The 17,501-nt window shown below is 57.8% G+C and carries 19 protein-coding genes; 15 read left to right on the top strand and 4 right to left on the bottom strand.

Going from position 1 to position 17,501, the window contains the following annotated elements:
- Nucleotides 1-89: 89 nt before the first annotated feature.
- Nucleotides 90-1,451: an MFS transporter gene (locus ACQQZ8_RS13185; protein ID WP_431710258.1), complete on the bottom strand. Its 1,362-nt coding sequence runs from the start codon at nt 1,449-1,451 to the stop codon at nt 90-92.
- Between the two features lie 531 nt (nt 1,452-1,982).
- On the opposite strand from ACQQZ8_RS13185, the gene ACQQZ8_RS13180 reads away from it, so the two are divergent.
- From ACQQZ8_RS13180 to ACQQZ8_RS13150, 7 genes are all read left to right on the top strand, one after another.
- On the top strand, nt 1,983-3,341 hold the full coding sequence (locus ACQQZ8_RS13180; RefSeq protein WP_431710257.1) for an aromatic ring-hydroxylating oxygenase subunit alpha: 1,359 nt from the start codon (nt 1,983-1,985) through the stop codon (nt 3,339-3,341).
- Entirely contained in the window at nt 3,338-3,685 is a 348-nt protein-coding gene (locus ACQQZ8_RS13175; protein WP_431710256.1) for a non-heme iron oxygenase ferredoxin subunit, read from the top strand. Before ACQQZ8_RS13180 ends, ACQQZ8_RS13175 begins: the two co-directional genes overlap by 4 nt.
- 35 nt (nt 3,686-3,720) lie before the next feature.
- Complete coding sequence (locus tag ACQQZ8_RS13170) at nt 3,721-4,935, top strand: NAD(P)/FAD-dependent oxidoreductase (protein ID WP_431710255.1); 1,215 nt, start codon at nt 3,721-3,723, stop codon at nt 4,933-4,935.
- A 25-nt stretch (nt 4,936-4,960) separates the two neighbouring features.
- Complete coding sequence (locus ACQQZ8_RS13165) at nt 4,961-5,524, top strand: 3-phenylpropionate/cinnamic acid dioxygenase subunit beta (RefSeq protein ID WP_431710254.1); 564 nt, start codon at nt 4,961-4,963, stop codon at nt 5,522-5,524.
- A gap of 97 nt (nt 5,525-5,621) precedes the next feature.
- A complete protein-coding gene (locus tag ACQQZ8_RS13160; RefSeq protein ID WP_431710253.1) occupies nt 5,622-6,476 on the top strand; it encodes an SDR family NAD(P)-dependent oxidoreductase in 855 nt (284 codons plus the stop codon).
- Nucleotides 6,473-8,059, top strand: a complete 1,587-nt coding sequence (locus ACQQZ8_RS13155) for an acyl-CoA synthetase (protein ID WP_431710252.1) — start codon at nt 6,473-6,475, stop codon at nt 8,057-8,059. Before ACQQZ8_RS13160 ends, ACQQZ8_RS13155 begins: the two co-directional genes overlap by 4 nt.
- Nucleotides 8,060-8,066: 7 nt before the next feature.
- The gene (locus ACQQZ8_RS13150) at nt 8,067-8,537 is read left to right on the top strand and encodes a hypothetical protein (RefSeq protein ID WP_431710251.1); all 471 of its coding nucleotides are present in this window, start codon (nt 8,067-8,069) and stop codon (nt 8,535-8,537) included.
- 88 nt (nt 8,538-8,625) lie between these two features.
- Here ACQQZ8_RS13150 and ACQQZ8_RS13145 read toward each other — a convergent pair whose 3' ends face one another.
- Complete coding sequence (locus tag ACQQZ8_RS13145; RefSeq protein ID WP_431710250.1) at nt 8,626-9,417, bottom strand: IclR family transcriptional regulator; 792 nt, start codon at nt 9,415-9,417, stop codon at nt 8,626-8,628.
- A 137-nt stretch (nt 9,418-9,554) separates the two neighbouring features.
- On the opposite strand from ACQQZ8_RS13145, the gene ACQQZ8_RS13140 reads away from it, so the two are divergent.
- The gene (locus ACQQZ8_RS13140; protein ID WP_431710249.1) at nt 9,555-10,130 is read left to right on the top strand and encodes a helix-turn-helix domain-containing protein; all 576 of its coding nucleotides are present in this window, start codon (nt 9,555-9,557) and stop codon (nt 10,128-10,130) included.
- A gap of 38 nt (nt 10,131-10,168) precedes the next feature.
- Here ACQQZ8_RS13140 and ACQQZ8_RS13135 read toward each other — a convergent pair whose 3' ends face one another.
- Nucleotides 10,169-10,645 carry a PaaI family thioesterase gene (locus ACQQZ8_RS13135; protein WP_431710248.1) on the bottom strand — a complete coding sequence of 159 codons (477 nt, stop codon included), beginning with the start codon at nt 10,643-10,645 and terminating at the stop codon, nt 10,169-10,171.
- Between the two features lie 178 nt (nt 10,646-10,823).
- Here ACQQZ8_RS13135 and ACQQZ8_RS13130 point away from each other — a divergent pair, with 178 nt between their 5' ends.
- The 7 genes from ACQQZ8_RS13130 (at nt 10,824) to ACQQZ8_RS13100 (ending at nt 16,642) form a co-directional block, all read left to right on the top strand.
- The gene (locus ACQQZ8_RS13130; RefSeq protein WP_431710247.1) at nt 10,824-11,795 is read left to right on the top strand and encodes a zinc-binding dehydrogenase; all 972 of its coding nucleotides are present in this window, start codon (nt 10,824-10,826) and stop codon (nt 11,793-11,795) included.
- 42 nt (nt 11,796-11,837) lie between these two features.
- The gene (locus ACQQZ8_RS13125; RefSeq protein ID WP_431710246.1) at nt 11,838-12,488 is read left to right on the top strand and encodes an aminoacyl-tRNA hydrolase; all 651 of its coding nucleotides are present in this window, start codon (nt 11,838-11,840) and stop codon (nt 12,486-12,488) included.
- 64 nt (nt 12,489-12,552) lie between these two features.
- A complete protein-coding gene (locus ACQQZ8_RS13120; RefSeq protein ID WP_431710245.1) occupies nt 12,553-12,900 on the top strand; it encodes a cupin domain-containing protein in 348 nt (115 codons plus the stop codon).
- 81 nt (nt 12,901-12,981) lie between these two features.
- The gene (gene hutG / locus ACQQZ8_RS13115; RefSeq protein WP_431710244.1) at nt 12,982-13,956 is read left to right on the top strand and encodes a formimidoylglutamase; all 975 of its coding nucleotides are present in this window, start codon (nt 12,982-12,984) and stop codon (nt 13,954-13,956) included.
- 177 nt (nt 13,957-14,133) lie between these two features.
- Nucleotides 14,134-15,033 carry a metal ABC transporter substrate-binding protein gene (locus tag ACQQZ8_RS13110; RefSeq protein ID WP_431712198.1) on the top strand — a complete coding sequence of 300 codons (900 nt, stop codon included), beginning with the start codon at nt 14,134-14,136 and terminating at the stop codon, nt 15,031-15,033.
- Nucleotides 15,030-15,770 carry a metal ABC transporter ATP-binding protein gene (locus ACQQZ8_RS13105; protein ID WP_431710243.1) on the top strand — a complete coding sequence of 247 codons (741 nt, stop codon included), beginning with the start codon at nt 15,030-15,032 and terminating at the stop codon, nt 15,768-15,770. Before ACQQZ8_RS13110 ends, ACQQZ8_RS13105 begins: the two co-directional genes overlap by 4 nt.
- Nucleotides 15,767-16,642, top strand: coding sequence for a metal ABC transporter permease (locus ACQQZ8_RS13100; RefSeq protein ID WP_431710242.1), 876 nt, complete (start codon nt 15,767-15,769; stop codon nt 16,640-16,642). The genes ACQQZ8_RS13105 and ACQQZ8_RS13100 overlap by 4 nt, the downstream gene beginning before the upstream one ends.
- 4 nt (nt 16,643-16,646) lie before the next feature.
- Here the strand turns inward: ACQQZ8_RS13100 and ACQQZ8_RS13095 are convergent, their stop codons facing one another.
- Entirely contained in the window at nt 16,647-17,342 is a 696-nt protein-coding gene (locus ACQQZ8_RS13095) for a metal-dependent transcriptional regulator (RefSeq protein ID WP_431710241.1), read from the bottom strand.
- Nucleotides 17,343-17,501 lie beyond the last annotated feature (159 nt).

The following is a 17,501-nucleotide window of genomic DNA, read 5'->3' as shown; positions in this document are numbered from 1 at the left end:
GCATTGCGGCATTAATGCCGGCTCGTAACGCCACGGTGGCCTGCACAGCAGTAAGCTGTGCAGGCCATCGATGGGCTGTCAGTAATTATTTAGTTGCTGACCTGATCGTCGATGGTTTCCTGGGCACGGAACGCGGTGCGCTCGCGACGGCCACGGGTTTCCTTGGACAGTAGCACCGAGATGGCTGCCAACACGATCATGAAGATGAAGAAGATCGCGATGTTGCTGGTACCCCAGCCGTTGTCCAGACCAACCAACCAGGTGGCCATCAATGGTGCGGTACCGGCACCCAGCACCGAACCGAGCTGGAAGGTCAGCGATACACCGGTGTAACGGTCCTGAGTTTCGAACTTTTCGGCCAAGAAGGCACCGATTGGACCGTACATCGACGCTTGGATGATCGGGTTACCCACCATGAACGCCAGCGCAATCAGCCAGAATTCACCGGAGTTGAATAGCGCGAACATTGGGAAGATCAGTGCGATCGAGATGCCTGCACCGACCAGCATCACTGGGCGACGGCCGAACTTATCGGAGAGCGAAGCGAAGAACGGAATCGCGAAGATGTGCACGAAGGATGAAGCGGTGAGCATCATCAGCGCTGTCTGGCGGTCAACAGCACCGGTTTGAACCACGTAAGGCACCATGAAGACGGCCAACAGAGCCTGCATGAACAGTGGGCCAGCACCTGCCAAGATGCCGTAGATGCTGGACATCTTGTACTTACGCAGTACGCGCATGATCGGCACGCCGGTGTGTACCTCACCCTTGGCCTGAGCCGCGACGAAGTCAGGAGATTCGGTGACGCGGTAACGCATGTACAGGCCGATGACCACTAGGGCAGCGGAGAGCAAGAACGGTATACGCCAGCCCCACGACAAGAAGTCTTCTTCGGGCAGACCTGCGAAAAGACCGAGAATCAGGGTTGCCAGCACCGAACCGGTGGGACCGCCGGTGACGGCGATCGAAGCAGCAAATCCGCGCTTATCCTCGGAAACGTGCTCGGCAGCCATCAGCGTAGCGCCGGCCCATTCGCCACCCACTGCTAGCCCCTGGATCACACGTAGCAGCACCAAGATGATTGGAGCCGCAACACCAATGGTGTCAAAGGTCGGCATTAAGCCGATCGCGATGGAGACGATACCCATCATCATCAGTGTGATGAACAGCATGTTCTTGCGTCCGAAACGGTCACCGAAGTGACCGAAGAGAATGCCACCAATGGGGCGGGAAATGTAACCGGCCAACAAGATCACGAAGGACAGGATCATACCCAGGGTTGGGTCCATCTCATCGGAGAAGAATAGGTAAGGGAAGACTAATCCGGCGGCAGCGCCGTACAACAGGAAGTCGTAGTATTCAACGGTTGAACCCAAGAAACTGGAAACCAGTGCCCGGCGGGATTCCTTACTGGATTTAGGCTGTGAGGCCTGTGCGGATGTCTGATCCATTTGCGAGCTCCAAAGAGTGTGAAACGGGTAATGAGTGCGGGCGGTGCCTGCCGCCGAGGTGCTTGATTTAGTGTGAGTTACCTAACCAGCAATAAGACAAAGAGTGTTCCGCACCACGGAACGAATAATAGTTTCAAGGGTTCAAAATCGCCCCCTAAAGCTTGAATAAAGCGTGCCTGACATGGGGATATAAGAATATTCATGCTCTCTAAAGTCTCGTCTCTGATCGGTCAAGAGGATTTTCCAACCTTTGGTTCCAAGGCGTTGCGCCTAGGTTCAGGCTGTTGCCGGTGATCTTGAGCGGCGTACTGCGACGGGGGTCAGTGAACTGGGCGGGGTGGCCAAACTGCTCTCCCGCAGCACCCTTCGCGCTCGTGATCATGGCAATAATTGTGCTTGACAGATTGGGGTGTGTTGTGGTTTGGAACATGGGCTGGTCTATCGGATCACAGTCATGGATGAATAGGATGTGAGCAAGGTCGTCATCCCTTTGACGGCACCACATCAAAACTAGGCAAGGACGGTAGGCAGATGAGCACCGCTGATAGTTGTTCCTCGCAGCCCGAGGCAAATGCCTCCATTGGAAAGATGGAGCGCCCCGCGGCACTGACTCAAACCATTGATGTCTCCACTCTGGTGGATACCGACGGCGGGTTGATCGATCGGTCCATCTACACCGCCGACGCGATTTACGCGCAAGAGCAGCGTCGCATCTTTGCCCGGAGCTGGCTTTTTCTGGCTCACGAGACCCAGTTCAAGAAGCCGGGCGACTTCTTCACCACCTTCATGGGCGAAGATCCAATCATCGTCACCATGGACAAGACCAAGAAGATCCGCGCTTACCTGAACTCTTGCCGCCACCGTGGAGTACGCCTCTGCCGCGCTGATGCCGGTGCCACCAAGATGTTTACCTGCACTTATCACGGCTGGTCCTTCGATCTGGCCGGTGCGCTACAGTCGGTGCCGAACGAGCAGGCCTACCCCGAGGAATTCGACAAGAAGGACTGGAGCCTCATCGAGGTTCCTAACGTGCAGTCCTACAAGGGCCTGATCTTCGGCAACTGGGACAAAGACGCCGAATCGCTGGAGGAAAACCTCGGCGACATGCGCTACTACCTAGACGCCATGCTGGACCGCGACCCTGAAGGAACTGAGGTCATGGGCGGGGTCATGAAGTGGACCTTGGAAGGTAACTGGAAGCTGGCCGCCGAACAGTTCGCCACCGACTGGTACCACGTGAACATGTCCCACGCCTCGGCGCTAATGGTGCTTTCGCCCACCGGCCGTGGCCCGAAGGCCGAAATCGCCGCCACCCCAGGACGCCAGTTCGGTAGCGAAAAGGGTCACGGAGCTGGGTTCCCCACACACCCGAAGTCCCGTTTTGATGCCCGTCCGGTGCACGAATACTACGATTACCCCGCACTGCGTGAACGCTTGGGGGATGCCGCAGTGGAAGGCCCGATGACCACCGGGCACGCCACTGTCTTCCCGAACTTCTCCTACCTGCCGGTCAACGGTTCGATCCGGATCTGGCATCCAAAGGGTCCAGACAAGATGGAGGTTTGGGCGTGGGTTCTGGTGGACAAGTCCATGCCACAGGAAGTCAAGGACGCTCAGCGCCTGTACAACCTGCGCACCTTCGGCCCGTCGGGTATCTTCGAAGCTGATGACGGTGAGAACTGGAGTGAGATCCAAGCGATCTCGCACGGCTTCGTCACCAACAATGTCCCACTGAACTTCCAGATGGGCATCGGTTCGGAGAAGGAAGACGGCACCTACCCGGGTCAGACCAGCGAGCTGTACTCAGACGCCGCAGGTCGCGCCTTCTATAAGCATTGGAAGAACCTGATGAACACCCCAGCCTGGCACGAAAGGAACGAACAGCCATGAGCGAAGCGATCAATATCGGAAGCGTCGACGACATCGACGAGGGCGAAGCTAAGGTCATCCCGGCAGCAGAAACCGGAACCGGGGAAGACATCGCAATTTTCCACGCCGAAGACGGAAACTTCTACGCGCTGAACGATAACTGCACCCATGAGACCGCATCGTTGGCCGATGGCTGGATCGAAGGTACCGAGGTTGAATGCCCAATTCACTCGGCCAAGTTCTGCCTGAAGAAGGGGACCGCACTGTGCATGCCCGCCACGGTGGATGCCCAGACTCACAAGGTTGAGGTATCCGGGGATGAGCTGTTGCTATACCCGAACGTGCCAGCCGACATCGAAGCCTAAACACCCTGTCGCACTTCAAGGATTAGAGGACGAACATGGCACTGGAATCAGTGATCATTGCCGGAGGCGGCATGGCCGGCTTCACCTGCGCCAAGGAATTGCGCGCACGCGGTTTTGAAGGCCGCATCAGCATCGTGGATCCTGAAGGGATACCTTATGATCGGCCACCGCTGAGCAAGGGTTATCTCTTAGGGGATCAAGACGCCACCCAAATCCGGCTCATCGCGGCGGAATGGTTTGATGAAAACAACATCGAAATCATCACCTCCTCGGTGGTCGATCTGGACACCGAGACCCCTTCAGTGACCTTGGCCGATGGCACGGTTCGTGAGGCGGACAAGATCGTCTTGGCCACCGGCGGCACCGCCCGCCGGCTACCCATCCCCGGAGGGCAGCTACCCACGGTGCTGGAACTGCGCACCCGCGCCGATGCCGACCACCTGCGTTCGGTACTCACCGAGGGGACCCGGCTGGCGATCGTCGGTGCCGGTCTGATCGGTGCCGAAGTCGCTTCCTCTGCCCTGAAGTTTGGTGCGCAGGTCACGTTGATTGACCCGGTGGACCCGCCACTGATTCCAGCGGTCGGTGAAACCTTGGCCAACCGGCTGCACCAGATGCATACCGAGAATGGCATCAAACTCATCACCGGGGTACCCACCGAAATTTCCGTGGACAACGACGGGGTGCACACCCTGGCGCTGGCCGACGGCTCGGAGGTCATTGCCGATGTGGTGTTGGTAGGTATCGGCATTGTGGCCGATACCGTGCTCGCCACCACCGCCGGGTTGGATACCGACAACGGAATTCTGGTGGACCTCAGCCAGCGCACCAGCCATCCGAACCTATATGCCATCGGTGACACCGCGCGCACCCGCTTGGAAGACGGCACCTTGCTGCGCCGAGCCGAGCACTGGGAGCATGCGATGAATACCGGTGCCACCGCCGCGGCCGCGCTACTGGGGCAGGAACTACCCACTCACGGTGCCTCGTGGTTCTGGTCGGATCGGCACGGAGTGCATGTCGAAGGCGTGGGTTCCATGCTGGGTGAAGGCACCCAGGTGATCCGCGAACAAGATGGTGTTCCCGTGGCAGCGTTCCGTATCGACGGTGAGGGCCTGCTCGCAGGCTGCGCCGCCATTGACGGCGGCATGCTGGTTCGCGCCGCCCGTCGCATTATCGACAAGAAAAAGCCGGTTAGTGCCGAGCAGTTGGCTGACCCGGCCGTAGACCTGAAGAAACTTGCCCGCTAGCGCGGGAGAGAGTGAAGGGAAAACCATGACTGAGCAAGCCGCCACCGAGGCCGAGGAGCAGTTCGAACTACGCGGACAGCTTGTGGACGCCGAATTGGCTTACAAAGTACAGCAGTTCTACTTCAACGAAGCCGAACTGTTAGACGATGGACAGTTCGCCGACTGGCTAGAGGTATTCGAAGAAGACCTGTTCTACTTCGCACCACTGCGCACCAACCGACTGCGCCGCCAGGCTGCCCTGTCGATTGGTCGCGAAGGCGAAGCCGCGTACTTCGATGAGACCAAGGAATCCTTAGCTTGGCGTATTCGCCGCTACGATTCGGGAATGGCCTGGGCCGAAGATCCACCGAGCCGCACCCGGCACCTGATTTCAAACATCACCGCTCGCTGGGAGAACCCCAATGAGTTGCGTGTGCGTAGCGCCTTCTTGGTCTACCGCAACCGCCTGCAGACCGAAACCGACCTGTACTCCGGAGGCCGCACCGATATTGTGCGCATCCGTGAAGACGGTAGCTTTGGCGTGGCACGCCGCGAAATCCTGTTCGACATCAATGTCCTACAGGCCAAGAACTTGAGCACCTTCTTCTAAAAAGATGTGCCACACACACCGTTGCCGAACCAACCACACCCTGGTGCGGCAACGGTGTCACACACCCTTTTAACCCGTTCAATCGTGGAGAGAACCGATGAGCACACCCACTGACCCCGCGCGCTGGCTCGAAGGCGACGTCGCCCTGATCACCGGTGGCGGATCCGGTATTGGCAAGGCCGTGGCCTTGCGATACCTCGCCGAAGGCGCAAAGGTCGCCATTATCGGCCGCGATCAGGCCAAGCTGGACACGGTGATCGCTGAATCCGGACAACCGGAAAACATGCTCGGTCTGGTGGCCGACGTGCGGGACACCGATGCGCTACATCAGGCGGTGGCCAGCACCGTAGAACGCTTCGGCAAACTCGACATCCTAGTTCCCAATGCCGGAATCTGGGATTTCAACCGCTCGGTGACGCGCCTGTCCGGCAAAGAACTGAGTGAGAGCTTCGATGAGCTCTTCTCGATCAACGTCAAGGGTTACCTGCTAGCCGTGGAAGCCGCCTGGCCCGAGTTGGTTAAGAGCCGCGGCAATGTCGTGATGACACTTTCTAACGCGTCCTTCCACACCGCTGGCGGCGGGCCGGTCTACACGGCCAGCAAATTTGCTGCCCGTGGCTTGGTCTATCAGCTGGCCTACGAGCTGGCCCCAAAGGTTCGGGTGAACGGCGTGGCCGTCGGTGGGATGAACACTGACTTGCGAGGCCCAGAATCTATCGGCCTGTCTGAGCGTTCGATCGGTGACTCCTTCGCCCGCTCCACGATCACCGGAAACAATCCGCTGATCCCACTACATGACTCATCGGTGGATCCAGTGGACTTCACCGGTTCCTACGTTCTATTCGCCTCGCGCAACAACTCCAGTAACATCACCGGCCAGATCATTCAGGCTGACGGTGGTATCGGCATTCGTGGCTTCGGGGACAAAGCAGCAGGAGGAGACGCGCTATGAGCGAGAACCAGCACATGATCAACATCAATGCCGCCGCCGGGGTGGCCCGTCAGGCTTTTTTCTTCCCCACACAAGAAGCGGTGGTGTACGGGGAGCAGACCTACACCTACCACGAATTGGTCGACTCGGTTCGTGCGTTGACAAAAATGCTGATTGCTCAAGGTGTGAAGGAAAACGACCGGGTCGCCTACCTAGGGTTGAACAGCTTCAGTTTTCTGGAGAGCATGCTGGCCAGCTGGTGGATTGGTGCGGTCCACGTGCCGTTAAACTTCCGTCTGGCTCCTGGTGAAGTTTCAGACCTGTTGACCCGTTCGGCACCCAGGGTTCTGCTGGTGGAGCAAACTCACCAGAACGTCATCGACGCGATGCAGAATCTGGATGAGCTGTCCCAGTCCATGACCATGGTGATGATCGACGAGGATCCGCAGGTCCCGGTCACCGAGTCGCTACCGGCACAGTACACTCGCCTCAGCGAATTGCGGGCAGCAGCGCAGAACGAAAATCTGGACGAGCCGGTAGAACGCCACGACACGGATTTGGCGATGCTGATGTTCACTTCGGGTACCACCGGTAGCCCTAAGGGTGTTCAGCTGACGCACGGAAATATTTGGTGGAACTCGGTCAATGTTGACTCGTTAGTTGACACTCGACGCGGGGATACCAACCTTGCGGTCGCACCACTGTTCCACATTGGCGGGCTCAACGCGTTGACCATTCGTTGCATGGTTCGTGGTGGCCGCACCGTGATCCGGCGCAACTTTGATCCGCGCCAAGTACTGAAAGACATCGAAGACTACCAGGTCAACCAGGCCTTCTTGGTGCCTGCAATGCTTGGTGCCATGCAGCAAACCGAAGAGTTCGAAAAATACGATATCTCTTCGCTGCGCGCTCTGATCTGTGCCGGTGCTCCGGTTCCACCAATCCTGCTCAGCCAATACCAGCACAAGGGTGTGGACGTGCAGCAGGCTTGGGGGCTGACCGAAACAGCGCCATTTGCCACCTACTTGCCAAGCGAACTAACCCACGCTAAGCCCGGATCTTGCGGTATCCCGATGCCGTATACCGAGGTAAAGATCGTGGATCCTGCCACGATGCGGGAAGTAAGCGAAGATGGGCAGACCGGCGAAATGTGGGTCAAGGGCCCGAACGTCACCTTGGGTTACTGGAAGAATCAGGAAGCTACCGACAACGCTTTCCACGAGGGTTGGTTCCGTTCCGGGGATATCGGTTATCGCGATGAGGACGGATACCTCTACATTGTGGACCGCCTGAAGGACATGATCATCTCCGGTGGGGAGAACGTTTACCCGGCCGAGGTAGAGCGTGCGTTAACCGGCTTCCCGGGACTGACCGATATTGCCGTGGTGGGTGTACCCGATGAAAAGTGGGGCGAACGCGTGGTTGCGGTGATTAGCTGCAAGCCTGGTGTGAAACCATCTGTGGATGAGATCCGTGCTTATGCAGAGTCACATCTAGCTCGCTATAAGCTGCCAAAGGAAATCGTGCTGACCGAGGACGTGCCACGTAATGGTGCCGGTAAGCTGGATAAGGTAGCGATCCGATCCCTAGTCAGTACGAGGTGAGTAGCTGATGTCGCACGATCATGACGATGAAATTGACCTGCTCAAGTGGCCCGAGCCGTTGCCCAAATCATGGCGCCTAACCCAGGTGCCAGCCCGCGAGGGATTCACCTTGGCCTTCGAGGTCTTTGAAGGAGAAGAATCGCGCGGACGGTGTGACACTGTGTTGTGCTCGCGCAGCGAGATTAAGGACGCCTACCCGGTTTCGGGTCACGATCAGCTGTTGGAAGTTTCCGGACCCGCTGAGCCGGGCACCGTCCAACTGGTTTCCGAAGAGCTGATGAACCGAGATCCACAGTGCCGTCGCTTGGTCATTGCCCCCAACGAGGGAGATGTTGAAGCCATCGCCCGCGCTGAAGCCGGGGGATATCGCTACGTAGTTGATGTGGACCTCTGGGATCGCGCCGTCAGCCTGATGACCGCGGAACCGGACTGGGTGCTGGAGCAATCACGTCGTATCGACGAGGTTCCTACCCGCTAGATTGCAGAGACAAGCATCGAGCCCCGCATAATGCGGGGCTCAATGCTTTTAAGTCTTTGCCAGACGCTAATAGTCCCAGTGAAACCGGTTAGCTCACCCGGCTGGCGGCAGCGGTGACGGCGGCCGCCGCTCGTGAAGCTTCATAACAGACCTTGCGCAGCACCGAGGTTTGACTTTCCGGGATGAACTTTCCGGTTGGGCCCGAGATCGAGAACGCAGCCACCGCCTGACCGGTGGCATTGAACACCGGTGCCCCGACGCAATTCAGTCCGATCAAAATCTCTTCGCGGTCAAAGCCCAGATTCGTTTTGCGGATTTGCGACAGCTCCACGGCCAGATCATTGGGATCGGTCAAGGTGTTTTCGGTCCAGGCGTGCATTTCCTGCTCCATCACCGCGGAGGCCGCCGAGGGGGTATGCGCCAAGAGGACTTTACCCACTGCGGTGCAGTACGAAGGTGCCCGACCGCCAATACGCGACGGGCTGCGCACACTGAGCTGACCATAGAGCTTGTTTAGGTACACCACGTCGGTACCCTGCAAGACAGCCAAATGCACGGTTTGCCGGGTTAGCTCGTAGAGGTTGACGAGGTACGGGGTGAGCGCATCACGCAATCTAGCGTGGAGATCGGATTCGTGCGTCATGCCCAGATCTTGAATCATTTTTCCCAAGCGATAGGCGTTGCCGGCACGCTGCACCGCACCATTAGCCTGCAAGGAGGCGAGAACACGAAAGGCAGTGGATTTGGATAGTTCGGCGCGACGAGCCAACTCACTGACTCCCACCCCGGTGGTGGCTTCTTCGCCGAAGGCCTTCAAAAGATCCATGGCCTTGTCCACCGCGGTCCGATTATCTCTGGGGGGAAGGGCAGGACGAGTCACAGTAGGCTCCTAATGCGAAGTGTGGTGACGCGCTGCGAACAATCGCGATAGCGCCAAGAAGCTATGATCCCATTCTCCCGGGCGGAGCAAACATAGTCAAACATGACAAAGTGTCAACTATAAGTGACAATCAAGGCGTGGAAAGTAATTTATTGGTGGCTGAGAACATTCGACGGTTCCGACGCGAACGTGAATTATCGTTAGGTGATCTCGCCAGGCGAACCGGGATCTCCAAACAGACGCTGTCCAAGATTGAAGTCGGGCAAGGTAACCCAACGGTGGGAACCCTTGAAGCGATTGCGCGAGGGTTGGGAGTCACCCTCGCAGCGATGCTGGCGACCTATGGCAGCATCGCTAAACTGCAACGCGCCGAGGACGAACCATGGCGTGAGTTTGGGGTTGGAACCATGTGGTCCATGGACCGGATTTACGGTACCGGCTACGTGGAATCGGGGCTCTACAAGCTCGGAGCGGCCGCGACCGAGCTGATTAGCCCCCACTCACGTGGGACGATCCACCAGGTTTATCTCATCAGTGGCCGGGTGCGGGTCAGCGGAGAGTTCGACAGCGTTTCGCTTACCCCCGGTGACTTCTTCCGCTTTCCCGGAGATGTGCAACATCAATACACCGCAGAGCGCGGCGAGGTGTTGATGCACCTGATCACCACGGCCCCTCAGGTGGCCCAATTCAAGCCGAGTATGCCCGAAGAGTAAGCCGCGCTGCGTAAACGGATACGGAGCGCGGCTACACCTTAGGTCGGGCGATTCTCTTTGGTGGTGTACTGGCCCGGTACGTCGATCACGGCCATAGTGCAGCGCGAAACGCACACCAGTTTGCCTTCTTCATTGCGGATATTGATCATCCACACATGCGACCGTCGACCGATAATCGCTGGGGTGGCTTCGCCATAGACATATTGACCCTTGATGCCCGGGCGCAGATGATTGGCATTTATTTCCTGCCCCACCACGTGGAAGCGCGAACGATCCACTGCCATGTAGGCGGCCCATGACGCGAGAGTTTCGGCGAATGCCACCGAAGCTCCGCCATGGAGCACGCCGGCTGGCTGAACGGTACGCTCATCGACCGGCATCCGTCCGCGTAGGGCAGTAGGGGTAATCTCGGTCATTTCGATGCCGAGATTCTCATTCAAACAGCCGGAGGCCTTCTCGTTGAGTTCGTTGATGTCGGTGGTTCCAAACCACAGGGCTTCGTCGGTCTTCAGCACAGTTTCTCCTCGGTGGTCAACGCTTTGACAAGACAATCTTCCGGCCAATCCTATGAACTGAAACACATCAAAGAAATGGTTCATGCCGGTGTGCGGCACGCGGACTCGACTTCGTATCCGGTGGGGAAAAGACTTAGGAACAAAAGACCTATCTGACGATCTCAAGGAGATTTACCCGATGCGTGCAGCCGTTGCCGTCTCTCAGAACCCCAACGACCCACTGTCGAGCCTAGTTTTGAAGGACGTGCCGAAACCGGAGCCGCGGGCCGGTTGGGTAGTGGTGAAGGTGAAAGCGTCCTCGGTGAATATGCACGACCTGTGGACCCTGCGCGGAGTAGGACATGATCCGAAGAATATCCCGATCATCTTGGGCTGCGATGTTGCTGGGGTGACCGAAGACGGTCGCGAAGTGGTGGTGCATCCGGTCATCGCCGATGCCGAAGCCGGTGGGGGAGACGAAACCCTAGATCCCAACCGTGCGCTACTCTCCGAGCGGCACGATGGCGGCTTCGCCGAATATATTCAGGTTCCCGAGCATTGTGTCATAGATAAGCCCAGTTCGTTGAGCTTTGAACAGGCTGCCTGCCTTCCGGTGGCTTGGTCCACCGCGTATCGGATGCTCTTTACGCGCGGCGAATTGGTTGCCGGACAAAAGGTGTTGGTGCAAGGTGCCGGCGGCGGGGTGGCCAGCGCGGCGATTTCCTTGGCCAAGGCCGCGGGCCTGACCGTCTATGCCACCAGCCGCAGCGCGGAAAACCGGCAATTAGCTCTGGACCTCGGCGCTACTGCCGCCTTTGAATCCGGTGCGCGTCTGCCCGAACGGGTTGATGTGGTCATCGAAACCGTCGGCGAAGCCACCTGGAGCCACTCGCTACGCTGCCTGAAGCCCGGCGGTGCCATTGTTATCGCCGGTGCTACCAGCGGCACCAGCCCGGATGCTGACCTTGGCCGTATTTTCTACCAGCAATTGCGCGTGATCGGTTCCACCGGTTCGACCCGCGATGAGACTCAGGCAATGCTGGACATGGTTGAGCGCCACGGGCTGCAGCCCCAGATTGACCGAGTGCTGCCGCTGGACCGTATCCATGAAGGTTTTCAAGCCATGATTGATGGACATCTTGCTGGCAAGGTGGTTATCACCGTAGCTTAGCGCCGGCTACGGGGTCAGGCGTGAGCCGCCTAAACTAGCGTCATGAGCGAAACGACCGAGGCCGTCAGCGGCGAATTAGTGCAACCCATTATTTTGCGCATTGATAAGGACAACCCTTGCGCAGAAGATGAGGGGATCGCCGCCGCTGCGTTGGCCTCGGTCGCCGCATTTCTGCAAGACCCAGAGAACCCATTGTGGGCCAGCTGGTCCGCTGGTGCTTTCGCTAAGAGTGTGCGGCGGGCTAACCCCAAAATGTTCGCCAAAGTGCTCGAAGAGTTTGCGGATCATGCGTTGATCGAAGTGGGAGCGGCGCAAGCGGCAGGACTGGGGCCGTTACCAGCACAGGCGTTGCCAAAGCGGCTGGCCAAACTTCAGGTCTCCGGTACCCAATTGCCAGCTACCGAAGATAGGATCACCGGGGACATCCAAATAATCTTGGATGCTTCACTGGGGATGTCCACCGGCAAGGCGTGTGCACAGGCGGCCCATGCATTATTCGCGTGGTTGATCCAAGCCACAGGTCAGAGCGTGAAATCCTGGATCGATAACGGTGCGACTCTAGGTATCAGGCAATGCGCACGAGCAGAATTTCTGGCCGGGATGAACCAAGCAATTGGGCCGGTGATTCACGACGCTGGACGCACCGAGATCGACCCGGGATCGGCGACCGCATACGTGGTTGCCTCCAATTAGCTCTGGCGCGCTCCGCGGCGGTGTGGCATGGTGGCTGTACCACGCGGCGAAGGAGCACTCCGGCATGGAACATCCATTGACACGAACCCTGCCCGATGGGCTGATTACTCTCGGGGCTGACGAGTTGGCCGAAGAGAATCCCTACAAGCCGGGGCGGGTCTCGCCGCGGGCACTTTATAAGGCTGAGGAATTTCGGGTTACTGAGCTGGCCTTCGATAAGGGTGTCGTGCTCAGTGAGCACTCCTCTCCACACGCGGTGATTGTCCAAGTAGTTACCGGGGATATTGAGGTGGAAGTCGGTGAGGAGCGCTGGCGGCTGGGAGCCGGGGCGCTGCTGCACCTGGAGCCTGGGTTAGAACATGCGGTCACCGCGCTGGAAGCAGCACGGATTATCCTCATCTTCCTGCGCTGAATCCGGAATCCCGGACAGTTGACCGCTTGAGTTCGTTTCCCCGACCAGACCCGGTGATCTGATAGAGCCATGGAGACTCCGATGGATCATCACCCCGTAGCTATTGATCGGCCCGCGACCCCTTGGCGAGGCCGTCTCGACGGGACGACACCGGAGCACTTTCGCTGGCACCAGCTCATCAACCAGCGACTCGGGGCACAGCCAAAACCTGCAGATTTCACACTCCTCGGGTTCAGTAGTGATGCTGGGGTGCACCGCAATCAAGGTCGGGTAGGTGCCGCTGCCGGACCAGCGGCCTTAAGGCAAGCGTTAGCACCTATGGCCATCGAGGCAGAGCAGCCCGTTGTGGATCTTGGCGACGTGGTGGTGCCTGGTGATGAGTTGGAAAGCGGTCAAGAGCGACTGAGTGTTCTCATTGAACGCCTGATCCAAGCTAAGGCCCGCCCGATTGTCCTCGGAGGCGGACATGAAAGCGTGTACGGCAGCTTTCTAGGTTTGCATCGGGCGCTGCGTGCCAGCGGTAAACAACGCGTCGGTGTGCTGAACCTAGACGCTCACTTTGACCTGCGCACTGCCCCCAAGCGCAGTTCTGGTACCCCTTTCAACGATATTGCGCAGTATCTGCGACAGCAGGGTGAAAGGATCCACTATGCAGCGCTTGGGATCAGCCGGCCCTCGAATACCACGGCACTTTTTGACCGGGCAGCCGAACTCTCGGTGGACTACTTGCTCGATGAGCAGTGCGTCAGCTGGAACATTGCCGCGGTTAGAGACTTTGTGCAGTGCTTTCTTGAACCGCTGGATAGGGTGCAATTGAGTATCGACTTGGATGTGTTACCGGCCAGTGTGGCTCCCGGGGTGAGTGCCCCGGCAGGCTTTGGGGTGCCCTATGAGGTAATCCGCGAAGTCTGTGATCAGGTGGCGGCCAGTGGGAAACTTGCTTTGCTGGAAGTGGTCGAACTCAATCCACTGTTTGATATCGATCAGCGCACCGCCCGCAGCGCGGCCCGACTTATCGAGACCATCGTTCGAACTGGGTGGATTAACAAACAATAATACGGTGCACCAAACTTGAATGTTTGACCCCTCGAACATTATCCTGAGGGGGTGGTCTTTTGGACCGCCAAACTACACATTCAGCAGGTTTCCGATAACCTGTCACGGCCGATCGAAATAGGTGTCATGAACTCACTGCCAATATCGACAGTGCGTCCTCGGTTCTGGCTTGCCCTCATGCTGAGCCTGCTCGCAGTGCTGTTGATCAGTTGTACCGCACACCGAGCAGGGGAAACTAACCAGCGGACCGAAGATGACAAACCCGTGGTGCTGACCACCTTCACCGTGCTGGCCGATATTGCCCAGAATGTTGCTGGTGAACATCTGCGGGTGGAATCCATTACTAAATACGGGGCCGAAATCCACGGCTATGAACCAACCCCAGATGATCTGCGGCGAGCCTCCGAGGCGGATCTAGTGCTCGACAATGGGCTCAACCTCGAAGCTTGGTTTGAACAGTTTATGGTCGATATTCAAGCCCCACATGTCACGGCGAGTGAGGGTGTCACTCCGATCCCAATTGAGGGTGGTGACGCGGCCACGCACCCGAATCCACACGCTTGGATGAGCCCAATAAACGTGAAAATCTATGCACAGAATATCGCCGACGCTTTCGCTGAATTGGACCCGGAACACGCCAGCGACTACCGACAAAATGCGTTGCACTACCAAACCGAATTGCAACGCGTGCACGATGAACTGACCGCGGGGCTTACCGCGGTTCCAGAAAATGAACGAGTGCTGGTTTCCTGCGAAGGAGCTTTTTCTTATCTGGCCCGTGATGCGCAACTGAAGGAAGCCTACCTCTGGGCGGTGAACTCGGAAACCGAGGCAACCCCACGCAAGGTTGCCGCTGTCATCGACTATGTGCGCGAACACCGCATCCCGGCAGTTTTCTGTGAATCCACGGTCTCTGATGGGCCCATGCAACGCGTGGTGGAGTCGAGTGACGCCATTTTTGGTGGCGCGCTCTACGTGGATTCGCTCTCCACCCCCGATGGGCCAGTGCCAACCTACCTCGATTTGATCACCCACGACACCCGTGCGATTGCCGCAGCCTTGAACGGAGCATTGTGAGAGAATCGGCTATTGAAGTCACCAACGCCACGGTTCATTATGGGTCCGTGTTGGCTCTGGACCGGGCCAGTCTGCGAGTGGAGCAAGGTTCAATCTGTGCCCTCGTCGGGATGAACGGCTCGGGTAAATCCACCTTGTTCAAAACCATCATGGGCCTAATCAAACCGGATACCGGCACGGTGAAGGTCAATCAGATGGACCCGCAACAAGCCCGTCGCAACGCAGCCATTGGTTATGTCCCACAGAATGAGTCGGTTGACTGGAACTTCCCGATTTCCGTGCGCGACGTTGTGATGACTGGACGTTACGGGAGTATGGGGTGGATGCGTCGAGCTCGCAAAGCAGATCATGCCGCGGTGGACGAAGCTCTAGCCCGAGTGGGATTGAGCAAACAGGCGCAACGCCAAATTGGGCAGCTTTCCGGAGGTCAGAAGAAGCGCGCTTTCGTGGCCCGCTGTATCGCCCAAGAAGCAAAGATTATGTTGCTCGATGAGCCCTTCGCGGGGGTGGATAAACGCAGCGAGGCCATGATCACCACATTGCTCAAAGAAATCACCAATGAAGGCGGTAGCGTCTTGATCTCCACCCATGACTTGCACGCACTGCCCGATCTAGCCGATGAGGCGATTCTCTTAATGACCAAGGTTTTGATGCATGGGACTCCGCAAGTCGTGTTGCGACCGGAAAATCTGGCCTTGGCCTTTGGCCTAGATCCCATGAAGCGTGGTGAGAAATGAGTCTCATTGAACTGGTTATCGAACCATTGAGCTACACCTTCATGGTCCGCGCGCTCGCCGTGACAGTGATTGCCGCCATTCTCTGCGCGGTCCTGTCCTGCTGGTTGGTCCTGATTGGCTGGTCGTTGATGGGAGATGCCGTTTCGCATGCGGTGCTTCCCGGTGTGGTGATCGCCTATATTCTCGGCGCACCCTTTGCCTTGGGGGCCATCGTCTTTGGATTGCTCGCTGTCGCACTGATCGGTGGGCTACGAGACACGAGTCGAGTGAAGGAAGATGCGGCCATCGGCATCGTGTTCACTACGCTCTTTGCCATTGGTCTGGTGCTGATTTCGATCACCCCGAGCCACCTGGATTTGAACCACATTCTCTTCGGAAATCTCTTGGGAGTGTCCGCCGGAGACTTGTGGCAGGTACTCATTCTGGGGGTGGTGACCTTTGCGATTCTGATACTCAAACGCAAGGATTTCACCCTCTACGCCTTTGACCCCACACACGCCCATGCATTGGGAATGAACCCGCGACTAATCGGTGCGGTGCTCTTGGGGCTATTGGCGATGACTGCTGTCGTGGCCTTGCAGGCCGTGGGGGTGATTTTGGTGGTGGCTATGCTGATTATTCCCGGGGCTACCGCCTACTTGGTTACTGACCGTTTCAGCCGGATGCTGATCTATGCGCCGTTGATGGCTGCCGGGGCAGGGATCGTCGGGGTCTATGTCAGCTACTATCTGGATGCCTCAACCGGTGGAATGGTGGTGCTTTCCCAAGGTGTCCTCTTTGGACTGGTGTATCTATTCAGCCCGAATCAGGGGCAAATTGCTAAGGCGCTCAAGGCTCGCCAGCGACGTAAGCAGGTCGACGTCGCGCATTAGCAGGCTAGCCGAGGTCAGAAACCCACACCGCCTCGGCCGCACGGGAACCGAGGCTGATCCGTGGAGCGTTTTCAGCAGTAGTGATCTCCACCGTGTCCGAATACGGGTCAGCCTCGAAGACGTTTAGCTGTGCGCCCACGACAATCCCGGTGTCGGAAAAGTACTGCAGCAATTGCGAGTCGGTATCCGAAATGCGCTCGACAATTACCCGGCTACCGGCAACGCTGTGGTTGAGCCGGTGCGCAGTGGGAATCAGAATATCTCCGGCCGCGCTCGGAATCGGATCACCATGGGGGTCTCGGGTGGGGTGTCCCAAGATCTCATCGAGCCGCTCGATCATGAAGTCCGACACAGCGTGTTCCAAATTCTCGGCCTCATCATGCACTTGATCCCAGCGGTAGCCCAGCATCTGAACCAAAAAGGTTTCGATTAAACGATGCCGGCGAACCATATCCAAGGCATAAGCACGCCCGGTTTCCGTCAAGCTAATTTCCCCGTAAGGGGCATGATCTAACAGATTCAACTGACGAAGCTTAGCCAGCGCTCCGGAAACAGTGGAGAGTTTCACTCCCGCACGCTCAGCCACCAGACTCGGCGTGACCGGCTCATCCGACCATTCCTTGAGACTGAAAATGATCTTCAGGTAATTTTGCGCGCTATCTGAAAGCTGGTTGACCGACACGAGAACTATCTTAGTCATCTCTTGATTCCGATTGGGGTTTTACCCAAATCTTGGGACAAGCCGTTGCTCACGCGCCACAGACTGCGCGGCTCTACGCCTCATCGCGGACGGGTCTGACCGCCGGGTAATACCCAATATTTACCGCCGCCAGACATCGCATTCAGGCTGGGAGTCGCG

Source organism: Glutamicibacter uratoxydans, assembly GCF_050753455.1.
GTDB lineage: Bacteria > Actinomycetota > Actinomycetes > Actinomycetales > Micrococcaceae > Glutamicibacter > Glutamicibacter uratoxydans_A.
The sequence above is the reverse complement of the archived record's forward strand: the minus strand, read 5'-3'. Positions and strand labels throughout refer to the sequence as shown.

Excerpts from the sequence above, each read along its gene's own strand:
- ACQQZ8_RS13185 (WP_431710258.1), bottom strand. The coding sequence starts at position 1,451 with ATGGATCAGACATCCGCACAGGCCTCACAGCCTAAATCCAGTAAGGAA.
- ACQQZ8_RS13180 (WP_431710257.1), top strand. The coding sequence starts at position 1,983 with ATGAGCACCGCTGATAGTTGTTCCTCGCAGCCCGAGGCAAATGCCTCC.
- ACQQZ8_RS13175 (WP_431710256.1), top strand. The coding sequence starts at position 3,338 with ATGAGCGAAGCGATCAATATCGGAAGCGTCGACGACATCGACGAGGGC.
- ACQQZ8_RS13170 (WP_431710255.1), top strand. The coding sequence starts at position 3,721 with ATGGCACTGGAATCAGTGATCATTGCCGGAGGCGGCATGGCCGGCTTC.
- ACQQZ8_RS13165 (WP_431710254.1), top strand. The coding sequence starts at position 4,961 with ATGACTGAGCAAGCCGCCACCGAGGCCGAGGAGCAGTTCGAACTACGC.
- ACQQZ8_RS13160 (WP_431710253.1), top strand. The coding sequence starts at position 5,622 with ATGAGCACACCCACTGACCCCGCGCGCTGGCTCGAAGGCGACGTCGCC.
- ACQQZ8_RS13155 (WP_431710252.1), top strand. The coding sequence starts at position 6,473 with ATGAGCGAGAACCAGCACATGATCAACATCAATGCCGCCGCCGGGGTG.
- ACQQZ8_RS13150 (WP_431710251.1), top strand. The coding sequence starts at position 8,067 with ATGTCGCACGATCATGACGATGAAATTGACCTGCTCAAGTGGCCCGAG.
- ACQQZ8_RS13130 (WP_431710247.1), top strand. The coding sequence starts at position 10,824 with ATGCGTGCAGCCGTTGCCGTCTCTCAGAACCCCAACGACCCACTGTCG.
- ACQQZ8_RS13125 (WP_431710246.1), top strand. The coding sequence starts at position 11,838 with ATGAGCGAAACGACCGAGGCCGTCAGCGGCGAATTAGTGCAACCCATT.
- ACQQZ8_RS13120 (WP_431710245.1), top strand. The coding sequence starts at position 12,553 with ATGGAACATCCATTGACACGAACCCTGCCCGATGGGCTGATTACTCTC.
- hutG (WP_431710244.1), top strand. The coding sequence starts at position 12,982 with ATGGATCATCACCCCGTAGCTATTGATCGGCCCGCGACCCCTTGGCGA.
- ACQQZ8_RS13110 (WP_431712198.1), top strand. The coding sequence starts at position 14,134 with ATGCTGAGCCTGCTCGCAGTGCTGTTGATCAGTTGTACCGCACACCGA.
- ACQQZ8_RS13100 (WP_431710242.1), top strand. The coding sequence starts at position 15,767 with ATGAGTCTCATTGAACTGGTTATCGAACCATTGAGCTACACCTTCATG.
- ACQQZ8_RS13095 (WP_431710241.1), bottom strand. The coding sequence starts at position 17,342 with ATGACTAAGATAGTTCTCGTGTCGGTCAACCAGCTTTCAGATAGCGCG.